This window comes from Streptomyces sp. NPDC086080 (assembly GCF_044540255.1).
Taxonomy (GTDB): Bacteria; Actinomycetota; Actinomycetes; order Streptomycetales; family Streptomycetaceae; genus Streptomyces.
The window spans coordinates 76,428-102,683 of sequence record NZ_JBITRU010000005.1; the positions used below are offsets into that span (position 1 = coordinate 76,428).

Consider the following 26,256-nt stretch of genomic DNA (forward strand, 5'->3'; position numbering starts at 1 on the left):
CACCCGCTCCTCGAACGGTTGAGCGACAGCAGGTAATGATTCGGCAAAGAACGAAACCGGAGGGCCCTGCCGGAATGGGAGGCGAACCTTCCGGTGTTGAGGCCACCGAGGGCCCGCACGACCCTCCGAGAGCCGTGCCACCACAGCCGTGCCACCACAGCCATGCCCCGAGCGAGGAGGAACGCCACGTGAGCCAGTACATCGCGAGGCTCGGGCGGCGCTCCCCCGCCGCACCGGCTCGGCTGCGCCTGCACCGCAGGCCCCGCCGCGTGGCGATGCTCTCCGTGCACACCTCCCCGCTCCACCAGCCGGGCACCGGCGACGCGGGCGGCATGAACGTCTACATCGTGGAGCTCGCGCAGCGCCTCGCCGCGATCAACATCGAGGTCGAGATCTTCACCCGCGCGACCACCGCCGCCCTCCCGCCCACCGTCGAACTGGCCCCCGGTGTCCTCGTCCGGCACGTCGACGCGGGCCCCTACGAGGGTCTCGCCAAGGAAGAACTGCCGGCCCAGCTGTGCGCCTTCACCCACGGCGTGATGCAGGCCTGGGCCGGCCACCGCCCCGGCCACTACGACCTGGTCCACTCCCACTACTGGCTCTCCGGCCACGTCGGCTGGCTCGCCGCCCAGCGCTGGGGCGTCCCCCTGGTGCACGCCATGCACACCATGGCCAAGGTCAAGAACGCCAACCTGGCCGACGGCGACGTCCCCGAGCCCGCCGCCCGCGTCATCGGCGAGACCCAGATCGTCACCGCCGCCGACCGGCTGATCGCCAACACCGCCGAAGAGGCCGGCGAACTCGTACGGCACTACTCCGCCGACCCCGGCAAGGTCGCCGTCGTCCACCCCGGCGTGAACCTGGCCCGCTTCCGCCCCGCCGACGGCCGCGCCGCCGCGCGGGCCCGCCTCGGCCTGCCCGGCGACGCCCTGATCCCCCTCTTCGCGGGCCGTATCCAGCCCCTCAAGGCCCCCGATGTCCTCCTCCGCGCGGTGGCCGCCCTGCTCGACGAACGTCCCGACCTGCGCTCACGCATCTGCGTTCCCGTCGTCGGCGGCCCCAGCGGCAGCGGCCTCGCCAAGCCGGAGGGCCTGCAGAAGCTCGCCGCGCGGCTCGGCATCGCCGACGTCGTCCGCTTCCACCCGCCCGTGGAGCAGGAACAGCTCGCGGACTGGTTCCGCGCGGCGTCCGTGCTCGTCATGCCCTCCTACAGCGAGTCCTTCGGCCTGGTCGCCATAGAGGCGCAGGCAGCGGGCACCCCGGTGCTCGCCGCCGCGGTCGGCGGCCTCCCGGTCGCCGTACGGGACGGGCACACCGGCTTCCTCGTCCAGGGCCACGATCCGGGCGCCTACGCGCGCGTGCTGCGCGAATTCGCCGACCACCCGCACCTCGCCGACCGCATGGGCGAGGCCGCCGCCCAGCACGCCCAGCACTTCGGCTGGGACACCGCGGCCGCCGCCACGGCCGACGTCTACACGGCCGCGACCCAGGCCCACCGCCGTCACCTACGCTCGCACCATGGCTGACAAGGCAGTGGAAGCGGCGGACGCGGAGCGGCAGCGCGCGGCGCGGGTCATCGAGGACGTGCTGAAGGACACCGAGCTGGAATGGGAGAGCCCCGCACCGGGCTCGTACGTGGTGAAACTCCCCGGCACCCGCAAGCTCTCCACGACCGTCTCCCTGATCGCCGGCCGGCACACGCTCTCCCTCAACGCCTTCGTCATCCGCCACCCCGACGAGAACGAGGGCGCGGTCCACCGCTGGCTCCTGGAACGCAACCTCAAGCTCTTCGGCGTGAGTTACGCCGTCGACCCGCTCGGCGACATCTACGTCACCGGGCGCCTGCCCCTCGCCGCCGTCACCGAGGAGGAGGTCGACCGTCTCCTCGGCCAGGTCCTCCAGGCCGCCGACGGCAGCTTCAACACCCTGCTGGAACTCGGTTTCGCCTCCGCCATCCGCAAGGAGTACGACTGGCGGGTCTCACGCGGCGAGTCCACCCGCAACCTGGACGCGTTCACGCACCTGCTGTCACGCCCCTCGCCCGGTAGCGCCCCGGAGTGACCCCCACCAGCCTGCGGAAGTGCCGGGTGAGATGGGCCTGGTCGTAGAACCCCGTGGCGACCGCGACCCCGCTCGGTGACCGCCCCTCCAGCAACAGCCGCCGCGCCCGCCCCACCCGGCGTGACATCAGATACTGGTGCGGCGCGATGCCGTAGGCCCCGCTGAACGCCCGTACGAGATGCGCGGGATGGGCGGACAGCACCGCACCCGCCTCCTCCAGCGTCAGACCCTCGACGACCCGCGCGTCGAGCAACTCCCGCAGCCGGCACACGAGCACGGGATCCCGCAGGGGCGACGCCGGCGTCGCGGCCTCCCGTGACCGCAAATGCTCCCGCAGCCGCTCCCCGACGAGCGTCAGCCTGCTCTCCGCCTCCAGCTCGTCCCCCGGCCGTACGAGTGCGGCGTGCACCTGCGCGACACGGCGCCGCAGCAGGGGGTCCCGCAGATCGGGCCGGTCGACGGCGGCCCCGATGAGATCGTCCCCGAGACGGCTGGTGTCCAGGTACAGCACCCGCTTGCGGAAACCGCCGGCGGTGGCGGGAGCGCCGTTGTGCGGAACGTGCGGCGGCAGCAGGGACACCGTGTCATGCGGGGTGCCGTGCTCGTGCCGGTCGAGGTCGTACCGTACGGCGCCGTCGTCGACGATGAGCAGGGTCCAGGCGTCATGGACGTGCATCGGATAGGCGTACTCGGTGAAGCGGGCATGGAACACCTCGACGACACCCGGAACGCGGGGCCGCCAGGCGGAAACCGTCGCCCGAGATGTCGCCGGGGAGGGCATGCAAACAACGTACAAGACGCCGCCGCGCCCGGACCGGCAGTCTCGGCCCATGAGCACAAGCACCCGCTTCGACACGAAGATCGCCGTACTGCTGCGCGAGGACCTGGAACCCTGGCAGCGCCTCAACGTCACCGCCTTCCTGGTCAGCGGCCTCGGCACCCAGGTCCCCGAGGTGATCGGGGAACCGTACGAGGACGCCGACGACGTGCGCTACCTGCCGATGTTCCGCCAGCCGGTCCTGGTCTTCCAGGGCACGAAGGAAGTCCTCAAGGCCGCACACGCGCGTGCGCTGACCCGGGCCCTGCCCCGCGCGGTCTTCACCTCCGACCTCTTCTCCACCGGCCACGACGAGGCGAACCGCGCGGCGGTACGGGCCGTCGGCACGACGGACCTGGACCTGGTCGGCCTGGCCCTCCACGGCCCCCGGAACGCGGTGGACAAGGCCCTGAAGGGGGCCAGAATGCACCCGTGACACGCTGACGACATGACCGCCCCCGACCGCCCTCTCCTCTTCCTGGACGTCGACGGCCCGCTGATCCCCTTCGGCGATCCCGCGCGGGTCCCGCTCACGGACGACGACAACCCGCTGCTGAGCCGTCTCGACCCCACGGTGGGCGCCCGGCTGCTCGCGCTGCCCTGCGACCTGGTGTGGGCGACGACCTGGCAGCACGAGGCGAACGTCACGGTCGCCCCGCGCCTCGGCCTGCCGCTCCTGCCGGTGGTCTCCTGGCCTGAGGACGACGACACCCCCGCACCGCGCGGCCTCCACTGGAAGACCCGCCGCCTGTCCGAGTGGGCCGGCCCCCGCCCGTTCATCTGGCTCGACGACGAGATCGGCGCGCCGGACCGCACATGGGTGGCGGTGGCCCACCCGGCCCCGGCCCTGCTGTACCGGGTGGACCCGGCGAAAGGGCTGACGGAAGCGGACTTCGAGAGAGTAGGGGAGTGGCTCGACACGGTGCCGGCCGCAGACGGGCCCGGCACGCCGTGTCCCGGCGGATCTCCGCGCCCCTGAGGCGCGAAGGCCGAGCCCGGCGCCGGTTCCACTGCCGCAACTCGGCGGCGCGCTCGACCCAGTTCATGCCGCTGACCGTAGTGAGCCTCGGCCTTGCCGTTCCGTCGGCGGGTGATGCCGCGTTCCCGGCCAGGCACCCCGGCCGCGGTACGCGGTATCGGCAGGCCCCCTGCGTCGTCCCGGGCGGTTTCCCTCAACGGGCGATCAGTGCGAAACGGACGTACCTTCAAAGCGGACTCACGGTCGATCGGCGCCGTACCGATGGTCGGACGCCGCATTCCGTGCCCGTCCATTCCCCTTCAGCACTGACAGGAGAAGACGGCCCATGGCCACAGCATCTGAGACCCCGGTAATGGACACCCTCGTCGCGATGACCACCGACTCGGTCGAGCGGTGCGGGCTGGACCAGGAAACGTTCATGCTCACCCGCATCGCGGCCCTCGCGGCGTCGGACGCCCCGCCGATCTCCTACATCGCGCACATCGACCCCGCCATCCAGTCCGGTGTGACCGCCGAGAAGGTGCAGGACGTCCTGGTCGCCATCGCTCCCGTCGTGGGAACGGCCCGTGTCATGACGGCAGCGGCGAACATCGCCAAGGCCCTCGGCATCACGATCGCCGTCGCCGACGCCGAGACGGAGCGGCGGGCGTAGGGACGCGAGGGAGTCCTGCGGCCGTCGCGGATCCCGCGGCGGCCGCTTGCCGTGACGCCGCACGCGACACGGTGCACGCAAGTCGTGAGTCGTGAGTCGCGACGACCTTGCCGTCGCCGTCGTCACAGGCGACCACGGGCGTCGCGGGCGGGCGAGTCAGCGTGAGCAGACCACGCTGATCAGCGTGAACGAGGCGTAGAACGGCCCCTCGGAGAGGCCGGCGAACCAGGCACGGCCGCGGGCCGGGTCGATGTGGCCCTCGTCCATGGCCTTTCGCAGATTGCGCCCCAGGCCCAGCGTGTGGTCCGCCTCCTGGACATCGAGGAAGACGGGTGTCACGGCGCTCACGGCCTCGACGCGGAAGCCGGCCCGTTCGGCGAGGCGGGCGAGGCGGCGGCCGATGGTCGCATGCCGGACCACCTCCGTCGTGGTGTACCGGGTGAAGGCGCGGCTGGTACCCAGATCCTCGGAGTCGACGATCAGCGTGTCCCAGTCGGGTTCCGCGAGGCCGATCCGCGCGCCCGGCCGGGTGACGCGACGCAACTCCGCGAGGACACCGGACGGTTCGGCCACATGCATGAGCACGCGGTCGATCTTGGCGCGGTCCACCGTCCCCGGCTCGACGGGAAGTGCGTGGGCGTCGCCTTCACGAAGCTCCACCCGCCGCAGGTCCGCCGTGCGCGCCCGGGCCCGCTCCAGCATCGCCCGGTCCCGGTCCACACCGATCACGATGCCGGTCCCACCGACGCGTTCCGCCAGCGCGGGCAGATCGGTGCCGGGTCCGCACCCGACATCCAGGGCGGTGTGACCTGCCTCGATGTCCAGCGATTCGAGAAGCTGCCGCTTGTAGGCACGGCCGGCATCGCCCGCGGCCGCTCGCAGCATGTAGGCGGCCTGATCCGGGCGCGGTACACCAAGAGTCGACGACATGCGCGCAAGTCAACCACTGACGCTTCACCGGTGTCGGCTGCCGTCGGCTGCCTCTGGGCGCCGCTCGCGTCGGCCCGTGCTTTCGCGCGACGGCAGTTGCCTTCCCCTCCGAGGGCTGGATCGTCCCCCTCTCGCGCTCCACCCCCCGACTGCCGTCCGTCGGCCTATTCTGAGCCGCGAGCGGCTGAGGCCAAGTCGGTGGACGAGGGACGGGGCGAGCATGTCGTTTCGGGGAGCGAATCCCGAGGATCTGGAGCAGTTGGCGAAACTCCTGGACGGACGCGGTGGTGTGGAGGACCGCCTCGACGAGGCGTTCACCCGGGCCGCCCGGCTGGGGGCGACCGGGCATCTGGCGCCCCTGAAGCCGATGCGCTCCTGGACCCGTGACGAGGCCAAGGACCTGAGGAAACGCGCGGTCCTTCTCCGCCTGGAGAACGGCGACCCCACGGCAGGACTGCTGTGGGCGGGATTCACGGCGGAAGACCTGGAGAAATACCAGGGTGAGGGGATCAGGCCGGAGACCTTCCTGCTGGCCAACTCCGTTGCGGCCAGCGGTGATCCGAACGCGCAGGGCCTGGCACGACAGCCGGGGGAGAAGCTCGGCGACTGGATCGTACGGCTCGAGGCGCACGCGCTCGCGAAGATCCCGGGTCTCGAACCGCACGAAGAGACACTCACCGAGATGATCAAGTTCGGCAGCGACGCGTTCAACGTGGCGGCCGCCGCCCAGGTCTCGGTGGCGAGCGGCTTCTCGGGCACCAAGGTGCTGCTGGGCAACGCGGTGAAGACGGGCAGGCTCGGGCCGATGAAGGACGCCCTCGCGGCACGGTGGACCGCGGCCGGCAGTAACCCCATTCTGCGCTGGGCAGGCACGAAGCTCGGGAGTTACAACCCGCCCATCCGCTCGCTGTCCGCTCCCGGCAGCTGGTTTCCCGGCCAGCTCGGCACCATGGCCTCCCGGAGCCAGACGTACCAGCGGGTCGCCAACGTGCCGTTCAGCTCCGGCTTTCTGAACGACCGTTGGGGCGGCGGATGGGACGCGCTGCGTCAACGCGGGTTCATGAACGCCAAGCTGATGGGTTTCACCCCCAATCAGGCCATCAACTTCTTCGCCGGGTCGGACGATGTGGCCCGTATGTACGGCGGGCTGACCCACGCCGGGCAGCCGGTCGTCCGCGCGGGACAGGCCAGCCTCGTGACGGTCGGGAGGGCCGGTGGATTCAGCGCGGCGGCGAAGACGGCAGGACTGTGGCGCGGAGCCGGCATCGTCGGCTCGGTGGGCGCGACGGCGTTCTCGGTGGCCAACATCGCCACCATGGACCACGCCAAGGAGTGGGAGAAGAGCAAGGCCGGCTACCTGGCCAACTACGCGGAGGTCGGCTTCAACGCGTCCCTGACCGCGGCGATGGTCGCCCCCAACCCGGTCACGATTGGCCTCGCCGTGGGCACCGGGCTCGTCTACGGGGGACTGAAGGTCGTCGAACACTGGGACGACATCACGGAAGGCGCCGGCAAGGCGGCCGACTGGGTGGGGGACAAGGCGAGCGACCTCGGGGACGACATTGCCGACGGAGCCAAGAAGCTGGGTAGTGCGCTGAACCCGTTCGATTAGCCGATCCAAGAGATGAGAGTCTTTGTCGCCATGGGAACGAGTAGCGGGTCCTTGGAGTTCGAGCTGGTGCCGTACAAGACCAAGCCGACAAAACGGGAGCGCCCCAAGGCTGGTCGCGAGGGAGATGTGGAGGGCTTCGGCCACGTCATCGTGGAGCGCTGTCCGCAGGTTCAGATTCGCGAAAAGGGAATGGACACTGCTCGGTTGAGCGGTCCCGCCTTCCCGGAGACGATCTTCCGGGGGAAGCGCAGGACGGGGCAGCCTTCGCTGTTCAAGGCAGAGCTCACGCTGGACGGGCGTGCCGCGGAATTGAGATTCAACGCCAAGGCCCTGAAGCGCGAGGACCGGGTCCTACGCATCGCATATGAAGGACGGGAATACATCTACTTCTCAGAGGGGCTGGGCAAGGCGAATATCTTGGAGAGAGAAGGCGTCCGGGTTTCCATCGCATTCGGTCGGCAAATCCCACCGGCCTTTCTGGCCAGCGCCGGCACCGCCACCGGCCCGGTCGACGCCGTGGACCTCGCCATCGCGATCGTGCTGGAGGAGGTGGACACCGACGTCCTCACCCTGGCCGGCGCCGCCCTGTCGGCACCCTTCGCCCTGATGCAGCGCTGGTCGGACGGGGCAGAGTAGGGGACTCGGTCCGCCCGGCTCAGCGCGGACCCAACTCCCCCTTCTCCGGGATCAGATCGGTCAGCTTCCGCCAGATCTCCCCGGCGTCCGAGCGGACCAGCTCCAGCGGGCTCTCCGGCGTGACCTGGCCGGGCAGGATCGGCTCCTCCGGCCGCTCACGGATCCAGTAGCCCCGGGAACCGCAGTCCCAGACGGCGAGGCAGCGCAGCATCGGGGCGTGCGCGCCGTCATGCTCTCCGTCCCAGGCGACGGTGACACGCCAGTACGCGTTCAGGGCGAGGACCAGCTCGGTCAGCGGAGCCGCCATCTCCTCGGAGGTACCGGCGCCGGTGAGTGCCGTGTGCACCGTCTCCCGGTCCTCCTCGACCTCTCCGGACGCAGCGGCCGGTACCCCGAAGGCGGCATCCAGGGCTTTCATCGTCGAGATGACGCGGGGCGCCGTCGGCTGCTCATCGGCACCGCGACGCAGATGGACCATACGGGCGAGCTCGAAGACAAGGGTGCTCGGCTCGACCGGGATGTACTCCGACTCCTCCTCACCCGGCCAGCCTTCGTGGGCGATCACCGAGTTCGGCCCGACGAGGACACCGTGGTGCACGGGACCGGCCTCACCGGTGATCTCGACACCGATGGTGAGAACGGGGGCTCGGACGGCCTCCACGAACTCCCTCAGGAGGGGCGAAAGCTGCCCCTCCTCGCCGACCAGCCCGAGCTGCTGCAGTTCGCCGAGCGACGGGAAGAGCTCCGCGTCCGGCGTCTCACCTTCCGCGAGACGGGTGATCACCCGGACATGGCGGTCGGCCAGCCGCAGCCGTGACCGGGAACTGTCGTAACTGGGCATGAACACATCCTCCGCAGACGGGCCGACACGAGGCTAACCCAGCGGGAGGAGTGGGGAAGGGTCTTGAAGAGACGCGGTGTCAGGCGGCCCTGGGGCGCGCCGTCCGCCGGCCCGAGGTGGGATCATCCGCATCCTCGGGCACGAACGTCTCGTCGTCCCCGAAGTCCGGGGACTGGAACGGGTTGATCGCCGGAGGCGGCGATGCCGTGGCGGAGCCGCGGGGTTGCCCCTCCGGAGCGGAGAACAGCGAGTTCAGATCGATGAGAGGGCTCTCTTTCGGTACAGGCCTGCCCCTGAAGGGACGGCCTGGTGTGCCGTGACCGGGTGACCGGACACGGCGGTCCTTACAGCTTGGTCATCTTCGAGTACGGGCTCAGGATGCGCGTCTGCGTGGAACCGAAGTCCACGAGCGCGGCGATTCCGTCCTCGACAGCGATCACCCGGCCGAGACCGTGCACATCATGGGTGACCTGGTCACCCACGGCGAAGTGCTTGGGCGGCGGCGCGACCGAGGCCTTGAAGGGGCTGGTGGGCAAGTGGCGCTTCGGGGCAGCAGATTTTGTCATCGTCACCCCAGTATGCGCCTACGTACGCCCCGTCCGCTGTGGTCGTTGTCTCTTTGTTGCACCCGCGCACGGGCGCCGGTGCGGCGATCGGGTCGGGAGAGCCGGCCGTCACCGGCCTCCCGGGGTGGCCGCCACCAGGGGGAACGGGCCGGTCGACGGCGTCCTTGCGACAGGTCGACGTCGTCCTTGCCATACTCGGTGGCGGCGACGGGAGTGCGGCGATGGGCGACGGGCACGACCACCAACTGCACATCGTCCGGAGGGTACGGCTCTTCGCCGGCCTGCCCGAGGCCGCCCAGCACTGGGTCGCGTCCGCGGCGGTGACCCGTCCGTACCGGCGTGACGAGCGCGTGTACGGCCCCGGTGACCGCACCGGGCTGTTCATCGTGCACAGCGGGCTGGTCAAGGTCTACCGGCTCACGGAGTCCGGGAACGAACAGTTGATCAGGCTGATGTCACCGGGGGACTTCCTCGGCGAGACCGCGCTTCTCGCGGACACGACCACCGATCATTTCGCGGTCGCGCTTCAACCGAGTGAACTCTGCGTGATCGACCGGACGCGGTTCACCCGGCTGCTCGGACAGCATCCGGCGGTGGCGGTGCAGATGCTGCAGACCTTGTCGCGACGTCTGGAAGCCGCCGAGGAGATGGTGTCCGCGCTCAGCGGGAAGTCGGTCGGGCAGCGACTGGCCCAGCAACTGCTGCACCTGGCGGACGAGGCCGGTGAAGCGGTCTTCCGGTTGCCCACCAGCAAGAAGGAGCTGGCCTCCTACCTCGGCACCACCGCGGAGACGCTGAGCCGTCGGCTCGGCGCACTGCAGCAGGACGGAGTCATCCGGCTCGGGCCGGGCCGGCGGATCGAGGTCCTCGACCGGCAGGCGCTGCGACGGGTCGCCTCGGCCTGACGAGCAGGGTGCCGCGCAGGACACCGACCGGCACATAGGGCCGGCGCCAGCTGCGGCTGTCGCTCGACCGGGCGCGGTTGTCGCCGAGCAGGAGCAGATGGCCGTCGGGGACGTCGAAGGCGCCGGACCGTCCGCCGCGACGGACGACGTACGGCTCGGACAGCGGTTCGCCGTCCACCCGGACCTCGTCGGGGGCGATGTCCACATGCTCACCGGGGAGCCCGATCACCCGCTTGACGATCACCCGGCCCAGCTCGGCCGAGGGAACCACCACGATGTCACCGCGCCGGACCGGCCGGGAGGCCCGGGGACGCCGGGTCAGCAGCCGCCGGCCCGGCGTCAGGGTGGGCGCCATGGACTCGGACTCGACCATGGTCACGAAGCCGAGCCTCCGCCGCGCCACGAGTCCCACGGCCAGGGCCAGCAGCACCGCGGCGAGGGCGGAGACGGCGTACGCCATGACGGCTCCCTTTCAGTGCCCGTGCCCGTGCCCAGCGTGGGCGCGCCCGGCGTGGACGTGGGGGTGGTCGTGATCGTGTCCCTCGGCGAACTTGAAGAAGCTCACGTAGGCGTCGACGTAGGCGCGGGCCGCGTCCAGGTCGTGCATGTCGTACTCCCGGTGCTCGAGCACCTCGGCGAACCTCCGCTCCAGCTCCGGCCAGCGCTCCGCGGGAACCAGGCCGGCCAGGGGGCGCAGATCCCCCTCCTCGATACTCCGGTCGGCGGCGGCGACCTTCTCCTCCACCGGCGTGCCCGCCGGCAGCAGACCGGTGAACGCGGCGCCCTCGCCGGCCCGGTGGATCCGGACGAGGTTCTCCAGGAACCAGCGGTCGGCCACCTCCTGGGCCTCGGGGCCGAGCTTCCGGGCCGCGAGACTGCGCTCGAACACCTCCCGCAGCTCGGCCTCCCCCTCGGGGGCGACCCACTTCAGGGCGTGATCGAGGTCGGCGGACTCCAGTGCCCGGACGCCGTCCTTCGCCGTGGGGCCCTCCATGGTGTCGCAGTGCGCGTCCGCCCGCTGCGGCCGGAGCACCACGACGGCCAGCGTCACCACGAACGCCGCGATGATGAGAAGCTCGTACATTTTCTTCCCCTTTCTCGGGTGGGGTCGGTCAGATCTGGGTGCCGACCAGTAGGCCGATGGCGTAGGTGATGCCCATCGCCCCGAGCCCGCCGGTGATGACGCGCACCACCGCGCGGAGCTTGCCCGCGCCGCCCAGATGGGCCGAGATCGATCCGGTCGCCGCGAGGGCGAGGACCACGGCCACGACCGTGACCCCTACGGCGACGGACCGCGGAGACAGCAGGATCGCGAGCAGCGGTACCAGTCCGCCGACGATGAAGGTGAGCATCGACGACAGGCCCGCGTGCCAGGGGTTGATCAGCTCGTCGGGGTCGATACCCAGTTCGAGGCGGGCGTGCGCGGTCAGCGCGTCCTTCTTGGTCAGCTGCACGGCCGCGGACCGGGCGATTTCGGCGTCGATGCCCCTCGCCTGGATCAGTCCCGTGAGCTGGTCCAGCTCCCCCGCGGGATCCGCCTCCAGCTGGGACCGTTCCAGGGCCAGCTCGGCCACCTGGGAGTCGCGCTGACTCGACACCGAGACGTACTCACCCACGGCCATCGACAGCGCGCCGGCCGCCACGGCGGCGACACCGGAGGCCAGCAGCGCGCTGCTGCTCACCGCCGCCCCGGCCACCCCGACGACCATCGCCGCGGTGGAGACGATGCCGTCATTGGCACCCATCACGCCCGCGCGGAGCCAGTTCAGACGACGGGAGATCCGTTCGCTCTGACTTCCCTCGAGGGCCCCTTCACTCACCGGACGCTCACCCATCACGCCCACCTCTCTCCCGGCCTCGGTCCCGACTGCGGCAGCCCCGGAACCGTTGTCCTGACTCCAAGGTCCCACCAAACCGCGAAGCGATCCTTGACGCGCGTCAAGGAGACGACGGCACGCACACCGTGCGCCTCCTCCTCGGCCGATCCGGCCGGGATGCGGTGAGGGGGTGGGGCTCCGCGGGCTCAGGTTCCGGGAGGCAGCCCCTGGAGCTGCCTCCCTGTGAGGGAGTGGCCGACTAGCTGGTGACGTCGGGTGTCGTGCTCGCGTCGAAGTCGTACTCCAGGACGTATGAAGCGGCGTCCAGCGTCATCTCGTTGACCTCGACAGGGCGCCCCTGGTCCGTGAAAGCGGTGCGGCAGATGAGGACGACCGGCGTTCCCGCAGCCATGCTCAACTGCGTCATCTCGTCCTTCGACGGCATCCGGGAGCGGATCTCCTCCCGGAAGTGCGTCGGCTCGTACCCGAGTTCGGCGAGTCTGGCGTACGTCCCTCCCGGCCCGGTCTCCTCCTGGGTGATGGCGGACCCGGAAACCAGGGGCATGGGGAGGTAGCTGGTCGCGAGCAGGACCGGCTTGCCGTCCAGGACGAAGCGCCGGCGCCGCACGCACGTCATCTCTCCGTCGGCGAGGTCCAGAACCGCGCCGACGCGTTCGGGCGCCGCCTCTTCGGACACGGAGACCTGGTCGACCACGAGTTCCCGGTTCTCGATGTCCGCCGACCAGATGGAACGACCGTTGCCCCACTGGTCGCGGGCCAGCCGCTGGATGCCGTGGCGTCGGATCGGGCGGAAGGCCCGGACGAACACACCTGCGCCCTTGCGCGCCTCGGCGATCCCTTCGTCCCGGAGGACCCCGAGAGCCTGCCGGGCCGTCATACGGGCCACGCCGTGCGTGGCCATGAGGTCGTTCTCTCCCGGAAGCCGATCACCGGGACCGTACTCGCCCGACCGGATCGCCTCCCGCAGGGAGTCTGCGATCCGCTGGTACTTGGGCCGACGGTCGTCGGTAGCAGCCATCCTCGAAACCCCCTCGCTTCTCTAGACACCTTAGGCCACGGGTCGGGCGTTCGCTCGCTGCGTGTAGACGGAAGCTCGCTACGCGTGGAGGTGCACAACCCGGGGTTCCCCGCGAGCGTGCGCCTTCGCCGACCGGACGCCGACGACGCTCACGGACGCGGGCTGCTCCTGGTCGACTCCATCGCTGCTTCCTGGCACTCCGGGCCGAGCCGTTTCGGGGGAACGGTCGTTGCCTTCGAGATGGCTGACGCCTGGCCCTCACCCTGGTCGGAGAGCTGAGAACCCCAGCACAGCCCCTCTCCGCCGGCCTCGGAGGAGACTGCGCAGCCCCACTGGACAAGCGCCTGCGTTGGGCATTTTTGGTGAGCTGGTCTTTGGTGGTCAGGGCGGTGTTCATAGGTGGCCGAGTGGTCGTCATTGGTCGTCGTTGGCCACCGTCGAGCGGCCTCGCACGGCCCAGAGACGGCCCAGCCACGGCACGTGAATGGCGTCAGCCGGGCGGAAGCGGCCGCTCCTCGGCCGGCTGCACCGTCCAGCCCACAACTCCGATGACGACAGGCTCCGGCCGGCGCTAGCGTGCGGGGTGATCAGCAATGAGGGAACACACCTGGGTGCAGAGGCCGCGCGTCGCCTTGCAGAGACAGGTCTCTATGAGTTCGAGCCGGGGCTGACGGAAGCCGAGTTCACGCGTATCGAGCGCGAGTACGGCTTCGAGTTCGCGGACGATCACCGAGCATTTCTTGCGGCATGCCTTCCGGTCAACGTCCCTCCCGCCGAGGGGCAGACCTGGTCCAGGCCGTGGCCGGAGTGGCGCGGTGGTGATCTGGACAGTGTGCGTCGACAACTCGACTGGTCGGTCGAAGGTGTTGTGCTCGACGTCGAGCACTCCTTCTGGGCTCGACTTTCTCCACCGTGGTTCCCCGTTGGTCCCCGCTCATCCGGTGCGGTGGTGGTGCAGAGCTGTGGCGTCCAGGAGGTGATCCCTCGACCACGCTCCCTCCCCGATTCCCCCTCCTCCGTCCGGGATGCCTGGCTGCTAGCGTCCGGCACCATGTGGGCTCAAGAGATCGTGGCCGACCGACCGGCTTGGCGGCACATCCCCTCCGGAGTGGTCTTTCGCGCCGTGCCCGGTGGGACGTTCCGGATGGGCCTGTCCGACGCGGAACTGGACGCGGTTCGTGCCATTGAGCGGGCCGACGCTGCTGATGACAACCTTGAGGCGTTCTTCGCCGGCGCTGTCCGGGCCCGGCCGGTGCGAGAGGTGTGGGTCGAGCCGTTCCTGATCGCCCGACACCCGCTGACGGTGGCGCAAGCACGGCACTGGCTGCCCGAGTACGAGGACAGCTTCGCCGACTCCGATTCGAACACGGCTCGGTTCGAGGACGGCTTGGATGACCTGCTCGAGGCATTGCCGTTCCGGCTGCCCAGCGAGGCGGAGTGGGAGCATGCGGCTCGGGCGGGCACGACCACTCTGACCTTCCGCGGGGACGACAGGCCGGACGAGGACCAGGTGCTCGACGACTTCGCTGACGAGGAGCGCATTGCCGCAGCTGAGAACGCCTTCGGGCTGGCGGCGATGGGGTCGGCCAACGAGATCTGCGCCGACGTGTGGATCCCGCATTTCACGGCCGCACCGGTGGACGCACGCCCCCGCACCGGGGACGGCCCGCGGGTGGTTCGCGGCGGGGGCGGCGACCTCTCTCCGTGGCAGGGCTGCGACGAGTGGCTGCTGCTGCTCTCCGCCACCCGCTCCGAGTTCGAGATGTTCACCGCGGTCCGCCCGGTCGCACCCGTGCCAACCAGTCAGGAACATGCTGAGCATGGAGGCAACAGGTAGACGGGAAGCGCGCCTTGGGAGTTCCGGTGCAGCGGCAGGCCCCCTGTCGGCGGAAGAACCGCGGACAGGGGCCTGTGGTCGCCCTCGCGAGACTTGCCGACGACTCACGCCGACCGGGCCGAGGAAGGCCCGGCCTGCGGCTGCTTTCCTGGCGCCGGTACCCTGCGACGACGCCCGGGGAGCCGAACTGTCGCATGCCGGACAGGAGTATCCCGTCCGGTCAGCCCAACTTTCAGGAGTACCGCCCGTGAACGGAAAGCGCCGCCGCCTGCTGCTGGCCGCTGTCGACCCCATGCTTGAGCCCGACGAGCAGGTTGAGGTGGTGACCATCGTGAGCCTGAGTTCCGTCTCGGTGCGCCGGACCGCAGCGTTCGCGGCAGCCTCGGCCATCATGAGCGGTGGGATGGCCGTGATCCCGACGCCGGCCCCGATGTACTTGGCAATGACCGGCCGTCGCATCTTCATCTTCCGGGCGGACCCGATGTTCGCGCGGCCGAGGGAGCACGTGATGACGATCCCTCGCGCCGGTCTCGTCCGCTCGGAGATCAAAGAGCGCCTGCTCAACTCGTCCTTCGTGGTCTCCTCACCAGACAGCGAACAGAGTTTGAAGATCCTCTTCCCGTTGCTCGGCCGCAAGGAGCGGAACGCGATAGCGGCTGTACTGCCCCTTGCCGGCTGACTGCACCGGCCCGGGCAGGAGTGCCCTTGATCGGCTGCGGCGTGGCGGCGCTGCCCATCTGGATCCGCACCCCGTTTGGCGCGGCCGCACTCGCGGGCTTCTTCATCGCGTTCAACGTACGTATGCGCCTGACGCGTCGCCCGTCCCGGGCCTGACGGCCCAGAGACGTCCCAGGCCCACCAAGAGCCCCTCACCAGCGGAGACCCGCAGGTAGGGGGCCTGTACGCGTGGGGACGGAGCTCGCCAGTCCTGTGATCGCTAAGAGAGCGTCGTCCCTCAGTGTCGGCCCGGCGGCGAAGTGGCGGCGTCGTTCAGGCAGCGGTCGAGGAGTGCGTGCATGCGGGGGGCGGGGAGAGACGGGTTGGCCGCGGCGCCCTGTGCGGTGCGCGGGTCGGCGAGGAGGGCCTGCAGGGCTTGCGGCGTCAGGCTCGGGTTGGCGGCAGCTGCCTGACGTACCGACTCGTCGGGGTCTTCGATCGGGGGTTCGGGCAGGGTGGGGTCAGCTGCGGCGAGGGCTCGTACGGCGGGGTCCGGGTGGCCGATGAGGTGGGCCAGGCCGGTGCGGGGGAACGCGGGCAGGGTCAGCAGGTGCGGACGGTGCGCCGGGCGGGTGACGAAGACGTCCAGGAGGAGGTGGGGCGGAGCCAGGGGGTGGTGGCAGGCCAGCCGGATCCGTACCTCCTCGTCGTCGTCCTGTGCGAGTGTCGCGGCGAGTTCCGCGGGCAGGCCTGGGAAGCGCGCCGCGACCCGGCGGAGCACCGGTTCCTCGGACGCCGCGCAGGCGGTGAACCAGTCGGGCGACGGCTCGCCGGTCGGCTCGGTGATCGGGCAGATGCAGTCAGGGCCGTGCCCGATGACCGCGTCGATCGCCCAGTACTCGGCCCAGGTTCGGGGGAAGGGGTGGAGGCGTGCGCGCAGCCGCACGTCCTCGTCCGGGTCCTCCCTCAGCTCCGCGACCAGGTCCGGTCCCAGGTCGGGCCGGGCTGCGGCCAACTCGCGAATTTTCGCTACGGGGTGGCGGGCAAGCCGGGCGACGGCGTCGGCCGGGATGTGGGGATTCCAGGTCAGAGGGTGCACCGTGCCGTCCGCGAAGCACTGGTCGACGACTGCGGGAGACAGGGCACAGCCGCCGAACACGGACGGCTTGCCGCGGGAACCGTAGGACGGCAGCCTGGCCTCCACCCGTTCCGGATCCAGCACCCAGCTGCGCTCCTGCGCCGCCTTCCGTACCGCGGGGTCGGGGTCGGCGAGCAGGGCCTCCCGCTGCGCGGCGGTGAGCGACCGCCAATTCCAGGTGGCGCATTCACGGAGCTCGGGGTGCTCGTGCTCGGCCATGAAGCGGTGGAAGGACAGAGGGATCTGCCGGGAGGAAATGAGCTCCCCGACGATCTCGTTCGCGGTGAGCGTGCCGTCTTCGCCCCCGTCCCGGGCGGTCAGGAGGGTGACGAGGATGTCGTCAGGCAGTGGTCGGACCCATCGCGGGCGGAGATGGGCGGGGGCGCCGCCGGCGAGCCACCCGCGGACGATCCCCGACGGGTCCGTCGCCAAGGGGGCGAGTCGTTCGGGGTCGATGTGCCGGTTCTGCGCGAGCGCGCGGCGGATCACTCTGTCCGGGTGGTTCAGGGCCGCGTCGATGACGGCGTCGGGCAGGTCACGACCCCCGCACATCAGCAGGCCGGCCTCACCGGCCGCTGAATCCACCAGGCGTATCAGGACGTCGGAGGGCGCTGCCGGATTGAAGGCGATGCCGCGCAGCCACGGTTCGTGCAGGGAGTCGGACACCGCGTCATCCTGCCACCTCACCTCCTGAACCGGGCCGCCCGACTACGACCGCGGCGGCGCTTACCCGCGGTTCCGTCCGCAGGGCGCCGCCATCGTCGAGCGCTTCCGGCCCATGGTCCACGTGGGCGCCGGATGCGGTCTGCGGCAAGGCGAGATCCTCGGGCTCCGTCGATGACAACGACGTCGAGAACGACACCCAGCACGTGGTGCAGCAATTCAAGCTGAGCCTGAGCAAGGCCGTGTTCGCGTCACCGAAGGGCGGCAAGCTGCTGGACGTGCCGTTTCCCGGTCCCGTCGCCGACGCGCTTCGGGAGCACATGAAGCGGTTCCCGCCCGTCGAGATCACCTTGCCGTGGAAGGTCGCCGACGGCCCTCCGGTGACCAAGCAGCTCATTTTCACCGGGCCGTGGGGCGGGCACGTCTGGCGTACATCGCTCAACGAGGAGGCGTGGAAGCCGGCGCTCGCCGCGGCCCACGGGGGAAAACATCAAGGCGCTTGCCGAGTACCTGGGCCACTCGGGCCCCCGGCCTGACGCTCCGCGTGTACGCGCACCTCATGCCCTCCAGCCGGGAACGGACCAGCAGAGCCGTGTCCGAGATCTACGCCAAGCGTCTGCACCCCGAACCGTGAGATCAGCAAAGTGTTCGGCAGGATGCTCGAACGCGATTACTTCGGGGAGGAAACCCATGCACTCCGCGGATGACGTCATCAATCTGATCCATCTGGCCGACAGGCCCGGAACCAGTGGGCACAGTGTCTCCGTGCGCGTCCTGGGTCGCTCTCAACCCGGAATCCTGACCGGCCATGACCTCCTCGATTGCGAGATCGTCATCGTGGCTGAGGAGTCCCTCAACGCCTCCTTCGTGGTGACCCTCTTTCCTGAGGACCTGGAGGACTGGGAGGAGACTTTGGCGGGGCTGGAGGCCCGACGGTTCGCCACGTGGCTCAACTCCGGGCGGACTCCTTCCATGAGGTTCAAGCCCCAGGAGAGCGGCGGGCTCTTGGTGTCCGTGCACGACGGGCCGTCGACTGGAATCACGGTCACCCTCCCGCTGTTCGTACTACCGCCGACTTGGGCCGCCGAGCAGCGCGACCTTCTCACCCGGGTGCGTGGGATCTACCCCTGTGAGGTGGTTGAGACGTCACCCGGTGCGTACGAGTGGCGGCGTGACCGCCACTCTGATGGTCCAGAGACGGCCCCAGGACAGCCACAAGCCCCCTACTCGCGAAGAAGTCGCAGGTAGGGGGCTGAAAGCGTTCGGCCTACTTCTTCTTGCCCTGGTTCTTGACCGCCTCGATCGCCGCCGCTGCCGCGTCCGGGTCGAGGTACTTGCCGCCGGGGGTGACCGGCTTGAAGTCGGAGTCGAGCTCGTAGTAGAGCGGGATGCCCGTGGGGATGTTCAGGCCCGCGATGTCGGCGTCCGAGATGCCGTCGAGGTGCTTGACCAGGGCGCGCAGGCTGTTGCCGTGGGCGGCGACGAGGACCGTGCGGCCGGTGAGGAGGTCGGGGACGATCGCGTCGAACCAGTACGGGAGCATGCGGACGACGACGTCCTTCAGGCACTCCGTCTGCGGGCGCACCTCCGGCGGGAGGGTCGCGTAGCGCGGGTCGGCGAACTGGGAGTACTCGGCGTCGTTGTCGAGCGGGGGCGGCGGGGTGTCGTAGGAGCGGCGCCACAGCATGAACTGCTCCTCGCCGAACTCCGCGAGGGTCTGCGCCTTGTCCTTGCCCTGCAGGGCGCCGTAGTGACGCTCGTTCAGGCGCCAGCTGCGGTTCACCGGGATCCACAGGCGATCGGCGGACTCCAGCGCGAGCTGCGCGGTGCGGATCGCGCGCTTCTGGAGGGAGGTGTGGAGCACGTCGGGGAGCAGACCGGCGTCCTTGAGCAGCTCGCCGCCGCGCGTCGCCTCCTTTTCGCCCTTCGGGGTGAGGTTGACGTCCACCCAGCCGGTGAACAGGTTCTTCTCGTTCCACTCGCTCTCGCCGTGGCGGAGGAGGATCAGCTTGTACGGTGCGTCGGCCATGGGCCCGAGCGTAATCGACGGCCCGGGAGGGCCGCGCGCCCCGCCCGATGGGCGGACGGGCAGAGGGGATCCGTTAATCGAGTGGCCTGCCGGGCCCTCCAGTTTGTAAGTTGTGCTGGCCTTGTCGGCCACTTACATTCTGCGGGGGATCCATGTCAGGCGTCGGGCTGAGACGTGCCGTGCGTGAGTCCGTCTCAGGGCTTCCCCGCGCGTTCTGGTGGCTGTGGATCAGCACCCTCGTCAACCGGCTCGGTGCCTTCGTCGCCACCTTCATGGCGCTCTACCTGACGCTGGACCGTGGCTACTCCGCCTCCTACGCCGGGCTGGTCGCCGCGCTGCACGGGCTGGGCGGGGTGATCTCGTCGCTGGGCGCGGGGGTGATGAGCGACCGGCTCGGCCGGCGGCCCACGCTGCTCGTCTCGCAGACCGCCACCGGGCTGTCCGTCGCACTGCTCGGCTTCATGCGGGACCCCGTCGCCATCGCGGCCGTCGCCTTCCTCGTCGGCATGGCCTCCAATGCCTCCCGGCCCGCCGTACAGGCGATGATGGCGGACATCGTGCGGCCCGAGGACCGTATCCGGGCCTTCTCGCTCAACTACTGGGCCATCAACCTGGGTTTCGCGATCTCCTCCGCCGGGGCCGGGTTCATCGCCGAGGTCAGCTATCTCGCCGGGTTCCTGATCGAGGCGGGCATGACGCTCGTCTGTGCCGTGGTCGTCTTCGTGAAGCTGCCCGAGTCCCGGCCGGGGACGGAGAGCGCCCCGGAATCCTCCGGCGGGAAGGGCGAGTCCGTCTCGCTCCGGACCGTGCTGCGGGACGGGCGGTACATGGGTGTCGTCGGGCTGTCCTTCCTGATCGCCCTCGTCTTCCAGCAGGGCTATCTCGGGCTGCCCGTCGCCATGGGGGAGGCCGGGTTCACGCCCGCCGACTTCGGTATGGCCATCGCCGTCAACGGTGTGCTGATCGTCGTCCTGCAGCTCCCCGTCACCCGGCTCATCGAGCACCGGGATCCCCGGCACCTGCTCGTCGTCTCGTCGCTGCTGGCGGGGTACGGGTTCGGACTCACCGCGTTCGCCGGGTCGGTCGGTGTCTTCGCCCTCACCGTGTGCGTGTGGACCCTCGCCGAGATCGTCAACGCGCCGACCCAGACCGGGCTCGTGGTCCGGCTCTCCCCGGTGCACGGGCGCGGTCGCTACCAGGGGATGTACACGATGTCCTGGGCGGTCGCCGCCCTCGTCGCCCCGCTGATGTCCGGTTTCGTGATCGACCACTGGGGCGCCGAGTGGCTGTGGGGGATGTGCGCCGTCGTCGGCACGGTGGCGGGCCTCGGGTACGGGCTGCTGATGCGCCGGCTGCCGGAGGAGGAGACTGAGGTGGGAACGGTCCTGGGGAAGGCCGGGGCGGTGCCCGAGGTCAGTACGTCGTGAGGGGTGGGTTCGGGTGCCGTGGGTCCCGGCGCGGCCATCGCGCCGGGACCCACGGGACGCACCGCGTCAGCCGCACTGGCATGGGTTGCCCGACTGGCACCCGCACCCGCAGCCCGAGCCGCAGCCGCAGGCGGCGATCAGGGTGAGGTTTCTGATCTCGGCGGGCTGCTCGGTCTCGCGTTCCTGCGTGGGTTCGGGCGTCGTGCCGGGAGATTCGGCCATGGGTCCCTCCTCGGGGCTGGGGCCTGCGCACAGCTCTGCCTGCCCATTGGATGCCCGGCGACCGCGCGCATCAACGGAGCATCGACGGCGCATCGTCGGCGCATTGGGGCTCGCACGCGCTCCGGTCGGGCCGCGCGAGCCCCGGTTACGCCCCTGATCAGGCCCCTTCCGCCCCCGGCACCGTCTGGATCTCCGTCTGCAGATCGGCCTGGATCTCGTCCGCGTGCTCGCCCGTGACCAGGTAGACCACCCGCTTGGCGACCGAGACCGCGTGGTCCGCGAAACGCTCGTAGTAGCGGCCCAGCAGGGTGACGTCCACGGCCGTCTCGATGCCGTGCTTCCAGCGGTCGTCCATCAGGTGCTGGAAGAGGGTGCGGTGGAGGAGGTCCATCGCGTCGTCGTCCTGCTCCAGCTGGAGCGCCAGATCGACGTCCTTGGTGATGATCACCTCGGCCGCCTTCGCCATCAGACGCTGCGCGAGCTGGCCCATCTCCAGGATCGTCGCGTGCAGATCATGCGGCACCCCCCGCTCCGGGTACCGCAGTCGCGCCAGCTTCGCCACATGCTGGGCGAGGTCGCCGGAGCGCTCCAGGTCGGCCGACATCCGCAGCGAGGTGACGACTATGCGCAGGTCGGTCGCCACCGGCTGCTGGCGCGCCAGCAGGGCGATGGCCCGGGCCTCCAGCTCGTGCTGGAGCTCGTCGACCTTCTGGTCGGCCTCGATCACGTTCTCCGCCAACTTCAGATCGGCGTCGAGGATGGCCGTCGTGGCGCGCCCGATCGCCGACCCGACCAGCCGGGCCATCTCCACCAGACCGTCGCCGATCGAATCCAGTTCCTCGTGGTACGCGTCCCGCATCAGGGTTCCTCTCGTACGTCTGTCCGGACTTCAGGGGCCCGGGCTCCTGCCCACGCTCCCACGTTCCGTCCCCTACGCGTCCGATTCCGTCACCCCAAATGAACCATCCCTGGCTCCAAGGTGAACTCTGGGCGACGAGTGTTCGAGCTCGCACTCCGACGGCTGTGGGCAGCGGTCGCGCCATGCCTAACCTGGGTGCATGGACGTGAACGCGGCGGTCGCCGCATTGGCTGCGATCGCCGGAGTACTCACCGGCGTCATCGCCATGCTGGCGTTCCGCTTCAGCGAGCGCGAACAGAGACGCCCCACGCGCTCCTCCCTCCACACCGACCCGGTGCTCCCGCCGGGCGTGGACACCGTGCTGTCCGTACTGCGCTCCTCCGCCGTCGTCCTCGACGAGGCGGACGGTGTCGTCAAGGCCAGCTCCGCCGCGTACGCCCTCGGCCTGGTCCGCGGCGGCAAGCTCGCCGTCGAGCCCATGCTGAAGATGGCCCGTGACACCCGCAGGGACGGCGAGATACGCCAGGTGGAGCTGGACCTGCCCCGCCGGGGAACCGGACGTGGCGAGGCCCTCGCGGTGTCCGCGCGGGTGGCGCCGCTCGGCTCCCGGCTCGTGCTGCTCCTCGTCGAGGACCTCACGGAGGCCCGCCGCATAGAGGCCGTACGACGTGACTTCGTCGCCAACGTCAGCCACGAGCTCAAGACCCCCGTGGGCGCGCTGTCGCTGCTCTCCGAGGCAGTGATGGACGCCTCCGAGGACCCCGAGGCCGTGGAGCGCTTCGCCGGGCGGATGCAGATCGAGGCGACCCGGCTGACCAACCTGGTCCAGGAACTCATCGACCTCTCGCGGGTGCAGAACGACGATCCGCTGGAGGACGCCGAACCCGTCCGCGTCGATGAACTGGTCGCCGAGGCCGTCGACCGCTGCCGGCACGCGGCGGGCACCAAGGAGATCACCATCGCCGCGGGAGGCACCGCCGGCCTGCGCATATGGGGCAACCGCGGCCAGCTCGCCGCCGCGCTCGGCAACCTCGTCGAGAACGCGGTCAACTACTCACCCGCCCGCACCCGCGTGGGCATCGCGGCCCGTACGGTCGTCCAGCCCGGCGGGGACCTCATCGAGATCGCCGTGACCGACCAGGGCATCGGCATCTCCGAGAAGGACAAGGAGCGCGTCTTCGAGCGCTTCTACCGTGTCGACCCCGCTCGCTCCCGTGCCACCGGTGGTACGGGGCTGGGCCTCGCGATCGTGAAGCACGTGGCCGCCTCGCACGGCGGGGAAGTCACCGTGTGGAGCGCCGAGGGCCAGGGCTCCACCTTCACCCTGCGGTTGCCGGAGGCCCGTGCGGCGGCCCGCAACCGCGCCCACCAGATGTCCCAGCAGGACGAGATGTCCGAGCAGGACGAGATGTCCCACCGGGACGACACCGGGAGCCTCGATGGCGAGGCCCGACGGGCGTCCCACCCATCCCCCCACTCTTCCGAATCATCCGCGTACGAAACGCTTCCCTCCCCGGAGGTCCTTCCGTGACCCGAGTGCTCGTCGTCGAGGACGAGGAGTCCTTCTCCGACGCCCTGTCGTACATGCTCCGCAAGGAGGGCTTCGAGGTCGCCGTCGCGACCACCGGGCCCGACGGACTCGACGAGTTCGAGCGCAACGGCGCCGACCTCGTGCTCCTCGACCTGATGCTGCCCGGGCTGCCGGGCACGGAGGTCTGCCGCCAGCTGCGCGGCCGCTCCAACGTCCCCGTGATCATGGTGACCGCCAAGGACAGCGAGATCGACAAGGTGGTCGGCCTGGAGATAGGGGCCGACGACTACGTCACCAAGCCGTTCTCCTCCCGGGAGCTGGTCGCCCGTATCCGCGCGGTGCTGCGGCGGCGCGGTGAGCCCGAGGAGGTGACCCCCGCGGCGCTGGAGGCCGGGCCGGTACGGATGGATGTGGACCGGCACGTGGTGACCGTGGGCGGTACCAAGGTCGAATTGCCGCTGAAGGAGTTCGATCTGCTGGAGATGCTGCTGCGCAACGCGGGGCGGGTGCTGACGCGGATGCAGCTCATCGACCGGGTGTGGGGGGCGGACTATGTGGGGGACACCAAGACGCTCGATGTGCATGTGAAGCGGTTGCGGGCGAAGATCGAGCCGGATCCGGGGGCGCCGCGGTATCTGGTGACGGTGCGGGGGCTTGGGTACAAGTTCGAGCCGTAGGCCGGGCCTGCGTCGTGCCCGGTGCCGGGTGCGGCTGTGGGGCGTGGGGTACTGCGCAGCCCGGCGTTTGCGGGGTGCCGCCGCGCCCACCCGTGCCGCCCTGGGGGTACCTCCCAGGCCCTTAAGGCACTGGGGGAGGCACGACTGCCCGCAGTCGGGCGGGGGTGGCGGTGGGCGTGCCCGCAGTCGGGCGGGGCGGCGGGGTGAGTGCCTGAGGGTGTGGTAAAGGGCGGGTCCCGGGTGGGGCCCGCCCTTGCGCGTTGTGCCGGTGCCTACTGGTCGGCCGACTGGCTGGCGGAGGCCGCGTCGGTCGCGGTGCCGGACTCCGGGGCGTCGCCGGTCCCGGAGGCCTCCGCGCCTTCCGGTGTGCCGGCCTCGTCCGTGCTGCCCGCGGCGGGCTCGTCGGAGGACTCCGCCGACGGCTCCGTCGAGGTGCCCGGCGCGGCCGGGATCTCGCTCGGGCCCCAGCTCTCGAAGAAGCTCTCGGCCGGGACGACGAACGCGCGCAGACCCACCTCACCGGTCTCGCTGAGCGTGAAGGTGACCTGCTGCGCGTTGCCGTCCTGGACGGCCTCGCGGCTGCTGGGCAGGACGGCGGAGGCGTTGCCCTCGCCGCCGATGATCAGCGAGCCGCCGGCCGGAACGGTGAGGCTGCCGCCCTCGGCGGGGGACAGTTCGGCGGTCTTCCCGGTGCCGGGAAGGGTGATCGACTCCAGGGTCTGGTCGGTGCTGCCCTCGTTGAACAGGGTGGCGGCGACGACGGCGGGGCCGGTCGACTCCAGGTCGGGCTGGGTGATGACCACGGCGTTCTGGATCTTGATGTCGCCAACGGTCGTCGCCGCGTTGTCCGGCTGGATCTGAAGGGTCTGGGCGTTGTTGCCGGCCGCGCACGCGGAGAGCGAGGCGATCGAGAACGCGATGGCGGCGGCGGCGAGTGCGCCGCGTCGAAGGCTGCTGCTCACGGCGGCGGCAACTCCTTGACTCGAGCGTTTGGCGACCGGATGAAGTCGCCCTAAGTGTCTGTCAGCGGCCTCAGGTTACCGAGCCGTTCCGGCGGCGTCGCACCCGACCCTCCCCAGAGGGCCCGGGTTAGCCCAGGGGGCGGTGTCCGCGCCGGGGGTGGCACCCGATCACCGGTCGTCGTGTCCCGGTAGTTCATTCGGGTCCCACCGGTCCCGTGAGTCACATGTGACTCGCTGGTAAACCGCCGTCACTTCGGCTTCGTGAAGTCGCGTAAGTGCGCGTCCAGTACCGCGTCCAGTGCCGCGACCGGTGGCGCGCCGGTACCCGGTCTTTCGGCCGATCACGTATTTCCGTGAAGGAATGAGCGGGTGGCCAGGGAATTGATCACGGCCGTTGATCCTCACACCGTGTGATCAATTCCGGATTCGGCCTGAACCCGGCCGGGCTCATCGAACGGAGTAGCGGAAGTCGAGCGCATGGAACCGGACATATCGGGATGTTCGGTCGCTCGTAAGCGCCTTCGGGAGGGCGTGGCGCGAGCGAATCGCGCGTGCCGAAGAGAGGCTCCGACCTGCGAATACCTGCTTCCGCTAGGCGTCCGCAGCACGTTCCTGTTGCAGTTGTCAAGCCCCGAGAATGGCCCTGACCTGCGAAAACGCCATTCAGAAGACGCCGTATCCGTGTTACCCTGGATAGCCACGGAAGGGGTACCTGTCACATGACGTTCAAGGTTGGCGACACCGTGGTCTATCCCCATCACGGGGCCGCGCTGATCGAGGCTATCGAAACTCGCCAGATCAAAGGCGTGGACAAGACCTACTTGGTGCTGAAGGTCGCCCAGGGTGACCTGACGGTACGTGTGCCAGCGGACAATGCGGAGTTCGTCGGCGTACGTGATGTGGTCGGTCAGGACGGGCTGGACCGGGTCTTCGAGGTGCTGCGCGCACCGTACGCGGAAGAGCCCACGAACTGGTCCCGTCGTTACAAGGCAAATCTCGAGAAGCTCGCCTCGGGCGATGTCATCAAGGTCGCGGAAGTCGTGCGTGACCTGTGGCGTCGCGAGCGTGAGCGTGGACTCTCCGCCGGTGAGAAGCGCATGCTCGCCAAGGCGCGCCAGATTCTGGTCAGCGAACTCGCCCTCGCTGAAAACACCAACGAGGACAAGGCCGAGGCCCTGCTCGACGAGGTTCTCGCCTCCTGAGCCCTCCTGGGCGCAGCTTCCTTTTCGCTCGGCGCTCGGCGGAGCGCACCAGTGAACAGAGCAGCACGACGAAGCCGCACTCAGCACATCGAAATGCCGCACATCGAAATGCCGCGGTGCCCGATGACGTCATGGACGTCGCCGGGCGCTGCGGCATATTCGTACCCGGACACCGTGCGTACGCTGCTCCTGCGCCG

Annotated in this window: 28 protein-coding genes and 2 pseudogenes; 17 read left to right on the forward strand and 13 right to left on the reverse strand. The window is 70.0% G+C overall.

The genetic code is table 11. From position 1 onward, the window contains the following. Nucleotides 1–188 precede the first annotated feature (188 nt). Both mshA and ACIF9R_RS08170 read left to right on the forward strand, forming a co-directional pair. A complete protein-coding gene (gene mshA / locus ACIF9R_RS08165; protein WP_399975947.1) occupies nt 189–1,526 on the forward strand; it encodes a D-inositol-3-phosphate glycosyltransferase in 1,338 nt (445 codons plus the stop codon). Next, the gene (locus ACIF9R_RS08170) at nt 1,519–2,061 is read left to right on the forward strand and encodes a YbjN domain-containing protein (protein WP_399975950.1); all 543 of its coding nucleotides are present in this window, start codon (nt 1,519–1,521) and stop codon (nt 2,059–2,061) included. The genes mshA and ACIF9R_RS08170 overlap by 8 nt, the downstream gene beginning before the upstream one ends. Here ACIF9R_RS08170 and ACIF9R_RS08175 read toward each other — a convergent pair. Next, on the reverse strand, nt 2,015–2,842 hold the full coding sequence (locus ACIF9R_RS08175) for an AraC family transcriptional regulator (protein ID WP_399975952.1): 828 nt from the start codon (nt 2,840–2,842) through the stop codon (nt 2,015–2,017). The two genes, ACIF9R_RS08170 and ACIF9R_RS08175, sit on opposite strands and share 47 nt — an antisense overlap. On the opposite strand from ACIF9R_RS08175, the gene ACIF9R_RS08180 reads away from it, so the two are divergent. The 3 genes from ACIF9R_RS08180 (at nt 2,841) to ACIF9R_RS08190 (ending at nt 4,509) form a co-directional block, all read left to right on the forward strand. Next, nucleotides 2,841–3,314 carry a DUF2000 family protein gene (locus ACIF9R_RS08180; RefSeq protein ID WP_399975954.1) on the forward strand — a complete coding sequence of 158 codons (474 nt, stop codon included), beginning with the start codon at nt 2,841–2,843 and terminating at the stop codon, nt 3,312–3,314. The genes ACIF9R_RS08175 and ACIF9R_RS08180 overlap by 2 nt on opposite strands. A gap of 12 nt (nt 3,315–3,326) precedes the next feature. Then, nucleotides 3,327–3,857, forward strand: coding sequence for an HAD domain-containing protein (locus tag ACIF9R_RS08185; protein WP_399975957.1), 531 nt, complete (start codon nt 3,327–3,329; stop codon nt 3,855–3,857). Between the two features lie 325 nt (nt 3,858–4,182). Further along, nucleotides 4,183–4,509 carry a carboxymuconolactone decarboxylase family protein gene (locus ACIF9R_RS08190; RefSeq protein ID WP_399975959.1) on the forward strand — a complete coding sequence of 109 codons (327 nt, stop codon included), beginning with the start codon at nt 4,183–4,185 and terminating at the stop codon, nt 4,507–4,509. Nucleotides 4,510–4,665: 156 nt separating this feature from the next. Here the strand turns inward: ACIF9R_RS08190 and ACIF9R_RS08195 are convergent, their stop codons facing one another. Further along, entirely contained in the window at nt 4,666–5,439 is a 774-nt protein-coding gene (locus ACIF9R_RS08195; protein ID WP_399975961.1) for a methyltransferase domain-containing protein, read from the reverse strand. Between the two features lie 220 nt (nt 5,440–5,659). Here ACIF9R_RS08195 and ACIF9R_RS08200 point away from each other — a divergent pair, with 220 nt between their 5' ends. After that, entirely contained in the window at nt 5,660–7,051 is a 1,392-nt protein-coding gene (locus ACIF9R_RS08200) for a PE-PGRS family protein (protein ID WP_399975964.1), read from the forward strand. A gap of 51 nt (nt 7,052–7,102) precedes the next feature. Continuing rightward, nucleotides 7,103–7,687, forward strand: coding sequence for a hypothetical protein (locus tag ACIF9R_RS08205; protein WP_399975966.1), 585 nt, complete (start codon nt 7,103–7,105; stop codon nt 7,685–7,687). Between the two features lie 19 nt (nt 7,688–7,706). Here the strand turns inward: ACIF9R_RS08205 and ACIF9R_RS08210 are convergent, their stop codons facing one another. Further along, complete coding sequence (locus tag ACIF9R_RS08210) at nt 7,707–8,528, reverse strand: hypothetical protein (RefSeq protein ID WP_399975968.1); 822 nt, start codon at nt 8,526–8,528, stop codon at nt 7,707–7,709. Between the two features lie 344 nt (nt 8,529–8,872). Then, nucleotides 8,873–9,094 carry a hypothetical protein gene (locus ACIF9R_RS08215; RefSeq protein ID WP_399975971.1) on the reverse strand — a complete coding sequence of 74 codons (222 nt, stop codon included), beginning with the start codon at nt 9,092–9,094 and terminating at the stop codon, nt 8,873–8,875. A 221-nt stretch (nt 9,095–9,315) separates the two neighbouring features. Between ACIF9R_RS08215 and ACIF9R_RS08220 the strand changes: the two genes are divergently transcribed. Then, nucleotides 9,316–9,999, forward strand: coding sequence for a Crp/Fnr family transcriptional regulator (locus tag ACIF9R_RS08220; protein ID WP_399975974.1), 684 nt, complete (start codon nt 9,316–9,318; stop codon nt 9,997–9,999). On the opposite strand, the gene lepB is transcribed toward ACIF9R_RS08220, so the two are convergent. From lepB to ACIF9R_RS08240, 4 genes are all read right to left on the reverse strand, one after another. Next, nucleotides 9,926–10,459 carry a signal peptidase I gene (gene lepB, locus ACIF9R_RS08225; RefSeq protein ID WP_399975977.1) on the reverse strand — a complete coding sequence of 178 codons (534 nt, stop codon included), beginning with the start codon at nt 10,457–10,459 and terminating at the stop codon, nt 9,926–9,928. The two genes, ACIF9R_RS08220 and lepB, sit on opposite strands and share 74 nt — an antisense overlap. A 12-nt stretch (nt 10,460–10,471) precedes the next feature. Further along, the gene (locus ACIF9R_RS08230; RefSeq protein WP_399975980.1) at nt 10,472–11,083 is read right to left on the reverse strand and encodes a DUF6448 family protein; all 612 of its coding nucleotides are present in this window, start codon (nt 11,081–11,083) and stop codon (nt 10,472–10,474) included. 28 nt (nt 11,084–11,111) lie between these two features. After that, nucleotides 11,112–11,834, reverse strand: a complete 723-nt coding sequence (locus ACIF9R_RS08235; protein WP_399975982.1) for a VIT family protein — start codon at nt 11,832–11,834, stop codon at nt 11,112–11,114. A 241-nt stretch (nt 11,835–12,075) separates the two neighbouring features. Beyond that, the gene (locus ACIF9R_RS08240) at nt 12,076–12,855 is read right to left on the reverse strand and encodes a GntR family transcriptional regulator (RefSeq protein WP_399975985.1); all 780 of its coding nucleotides are present in this window, start codon (nt 12,853–12,855) and stop codon (nt 12,076–12,078) included. Between the two features lie 66 nt (nt 12,856–12,921). Between ACIF9R_RS08240 and ACIF9R_RS08245 the strand changes: the two are divergent. From ACIF9R_RS08245 to ACIF9R_RS08255, 3 genes and pseudogenes are all read left to right on the forward strand, one after another. Continuing rightward, a pseudogene (locus tag ACIF9R_RS08245) lies at nt 12,922–13,134 on the forward strand (ATP-binding protein); the annotation flags it as partial. Nucleotides 13,135–13,438: 304 nt separating this feature from the next. After that, on the forward strand, nt 13,439–14,692 hold the full coding sequence (locus ACIF9R_RS08250) for a formylglycine-generating enzyme family protein (protein WP_399975987.1): 1,254 nt from the start codon (nt 13,439–13,441) through the stop codon (nt 14,690–14,692). A gap of 247 nt (nt 14,693–14,939) precedes the next feature. Continuing rightward, nucleotides 14,940–15,371 carry a hypothetical protein gene (locus ACIF9R_RS08255; protein ID WP_399975990.1) on the forward strand — a complete coding sequence of 144 codons (432 nt, stop codon included), beginning with the start codon at nt 14,940–14,942 and terminating at the stop codon, nt 15,369–15,371. Between the two features lie 276 nt (nt 15,372–15,647). Here ACIF9R_RS08255 and ACIF9R_RS08260 read toward each other — a convergent pair whose 3' ends face one another. Beyond that, nucleotides 15,648–17,153, reverse strand: a complete 1,506-nt coding sequence (locus tag ACIF9R_RS08260) for a hypothetical protein (RefSeq protein ID WP_399975992.1) — start codon at nt 17,151–17,153, stop codon at nt 15,648–15,650. An 85-nt stretch (nt 17,154–17,238) separates the two neighbouring features. Here ACIF9R_RS08260 and ACIF9R_RS08265 point away from each other — a divergent pair. Further along, nucleotides 17,239–17,784 (forward strand): annotated as a pseudogene (locus tag ACIF9R_RS08265) (site-specific integrase); the annotation flags it as partial. A gap of 56 nt (nt 17,785–17,840) precedes the next feature. Next, on the forward strand, nt 17,841–18,398 hold the full coding sequence (locus ACIF9R_RS08270; RefSeq protein ID WP_399975995.1) for a DUF5959 family protein: 558 nt from the start codon (nt 17,841–17,843) through the stop codon (nt 18,396–18,398). Between the two features lie 19 nt (nt 18,399–18,417). Here the strand turns inward: ACIF9R_RS08270 and ACIF9R_RS08275 are convergent, their stop codons facing one another. Beyond that, nucleotides 18,418–19,179 carry a phosphoglyceromutase gene (locus ACIF9R_RS08275; RefSeq protein ID WP_399975997.1) on the reverse strand — a complete coding sequence of 254 codons (762 nt, stop codon included), beginning with the start codon at nt 19,177–19,179 and terminating at the stop codon, nt 18,418–18,420. A 152-nt stretch (nt 19,180–19,331) separates the two neighbouring features. Here ACIF9R_RS08275 and ACIF9R_RS08280 point away from each other — a divergent pair, with 152 nt between their 5' ends. After that, nucleotides 19,332–20,606, forward strand: a complete 1,275-nt coding sequence (locus ACIF9R_RS08280) for an MDR family MFS transporter (RefSeq protein ID WP_399975999.1) — start codon at nt 19,332–19,334, stop codon at nt 20,604–20,606. Nucleotides 20,607–20,672: 66 nt separating this feature from the next. Here the strand turns inward: ACIF9R_RS08280 and ACIF9R_RS08285 are convergent, their stop codons facing one another. Then, entirely contained in the window at nt 20,673–20,828 is a 156-nt protein-coding gene (locus ACIF9R_RS08285) for a hypothetical protein (protein ID WP_399976002.1), read from the reverse strand. Between the two features lie 157 nt (nt 20,829–20,985). After that, nucleotides 20,986–21,687 (reverse strand): phosphate signaling complex protein PhoU, encoded by a 702-nt coding sequence (phoU, locus tag ACIF9R_RS08290; RefSeq protein WP_399976005.1) that lies wholly within the window; start codon nt 21,685–21,687, stop codon nt 20,986–20,988. 199 nt (nt 21,688–21,886) lie between these two features. Between phoU and ACIF9R_RS08295 the strand changes: the two genes are divergently transcribed. Further along, nucleotides 21,887–23,218 (forward strand): sensor histidine kinase, encoded by a 1,332-nt coding sequence (locus ACIF9R_RS08295; protein WP_399976008.1) that lies wholly within the window; start codon nt 21,887–21,889, stop codon nt 23,216–23,218. Next, the gene (locus tag ACIF9R_RS08300) at nt 23,215–23,895 is read left to right on the forward strand and encodes a response regulator (protein WP_399976010.1); all 681 of its coding nucleotides are present in this window, start codon (nt 23,215–23,217) and stop codon (nt 23,893–23,895) included. The genes ACIF9R_RS08295 and ACIF9R_RS08300 overlap by 4 nt, the downstream gene beginning before the upstream one ends. A gap of 272 nt (nt 23,896–24,167) precedes the next feature. On the opposite strand, the gene ACIF9R_RS08305 is transcribed toward ACIF9R_RS08300, so the two are convergent. Further along, nucleotides 24,168–24,857, reverse strand: a complete 690-nt coding sequence (locus ACIF9R_RS08305; RefSeq protein WP_399976013.1) for a DUF461 domain-containing protein — start codon at nt 24,855–24,857, stop codon at nt 24,168–24,170. A 719-nt stretch (nt 24,858–25,576) separates the two neighbouring features. On the opposite strand from ACIF9R_RS08305, the gene ACIF9R_RS08310 reads away from it, so the two are divergent. Further along, the gene (locus tag ACIF9R_RS08310; protein ID WP_003953493.1) at nt 25,577–26,059 is read left to right on the forward strand and encodes a CarD family transcriptional regulator; all 483 of its coding nucleotides are present in this window, start codon (nt 25,577–25,579) and stop codon (nt 26,057–26,059) included. The last annotated feature ends 197 nt before the right edge of the window (nt 26,060–26,256 follow it).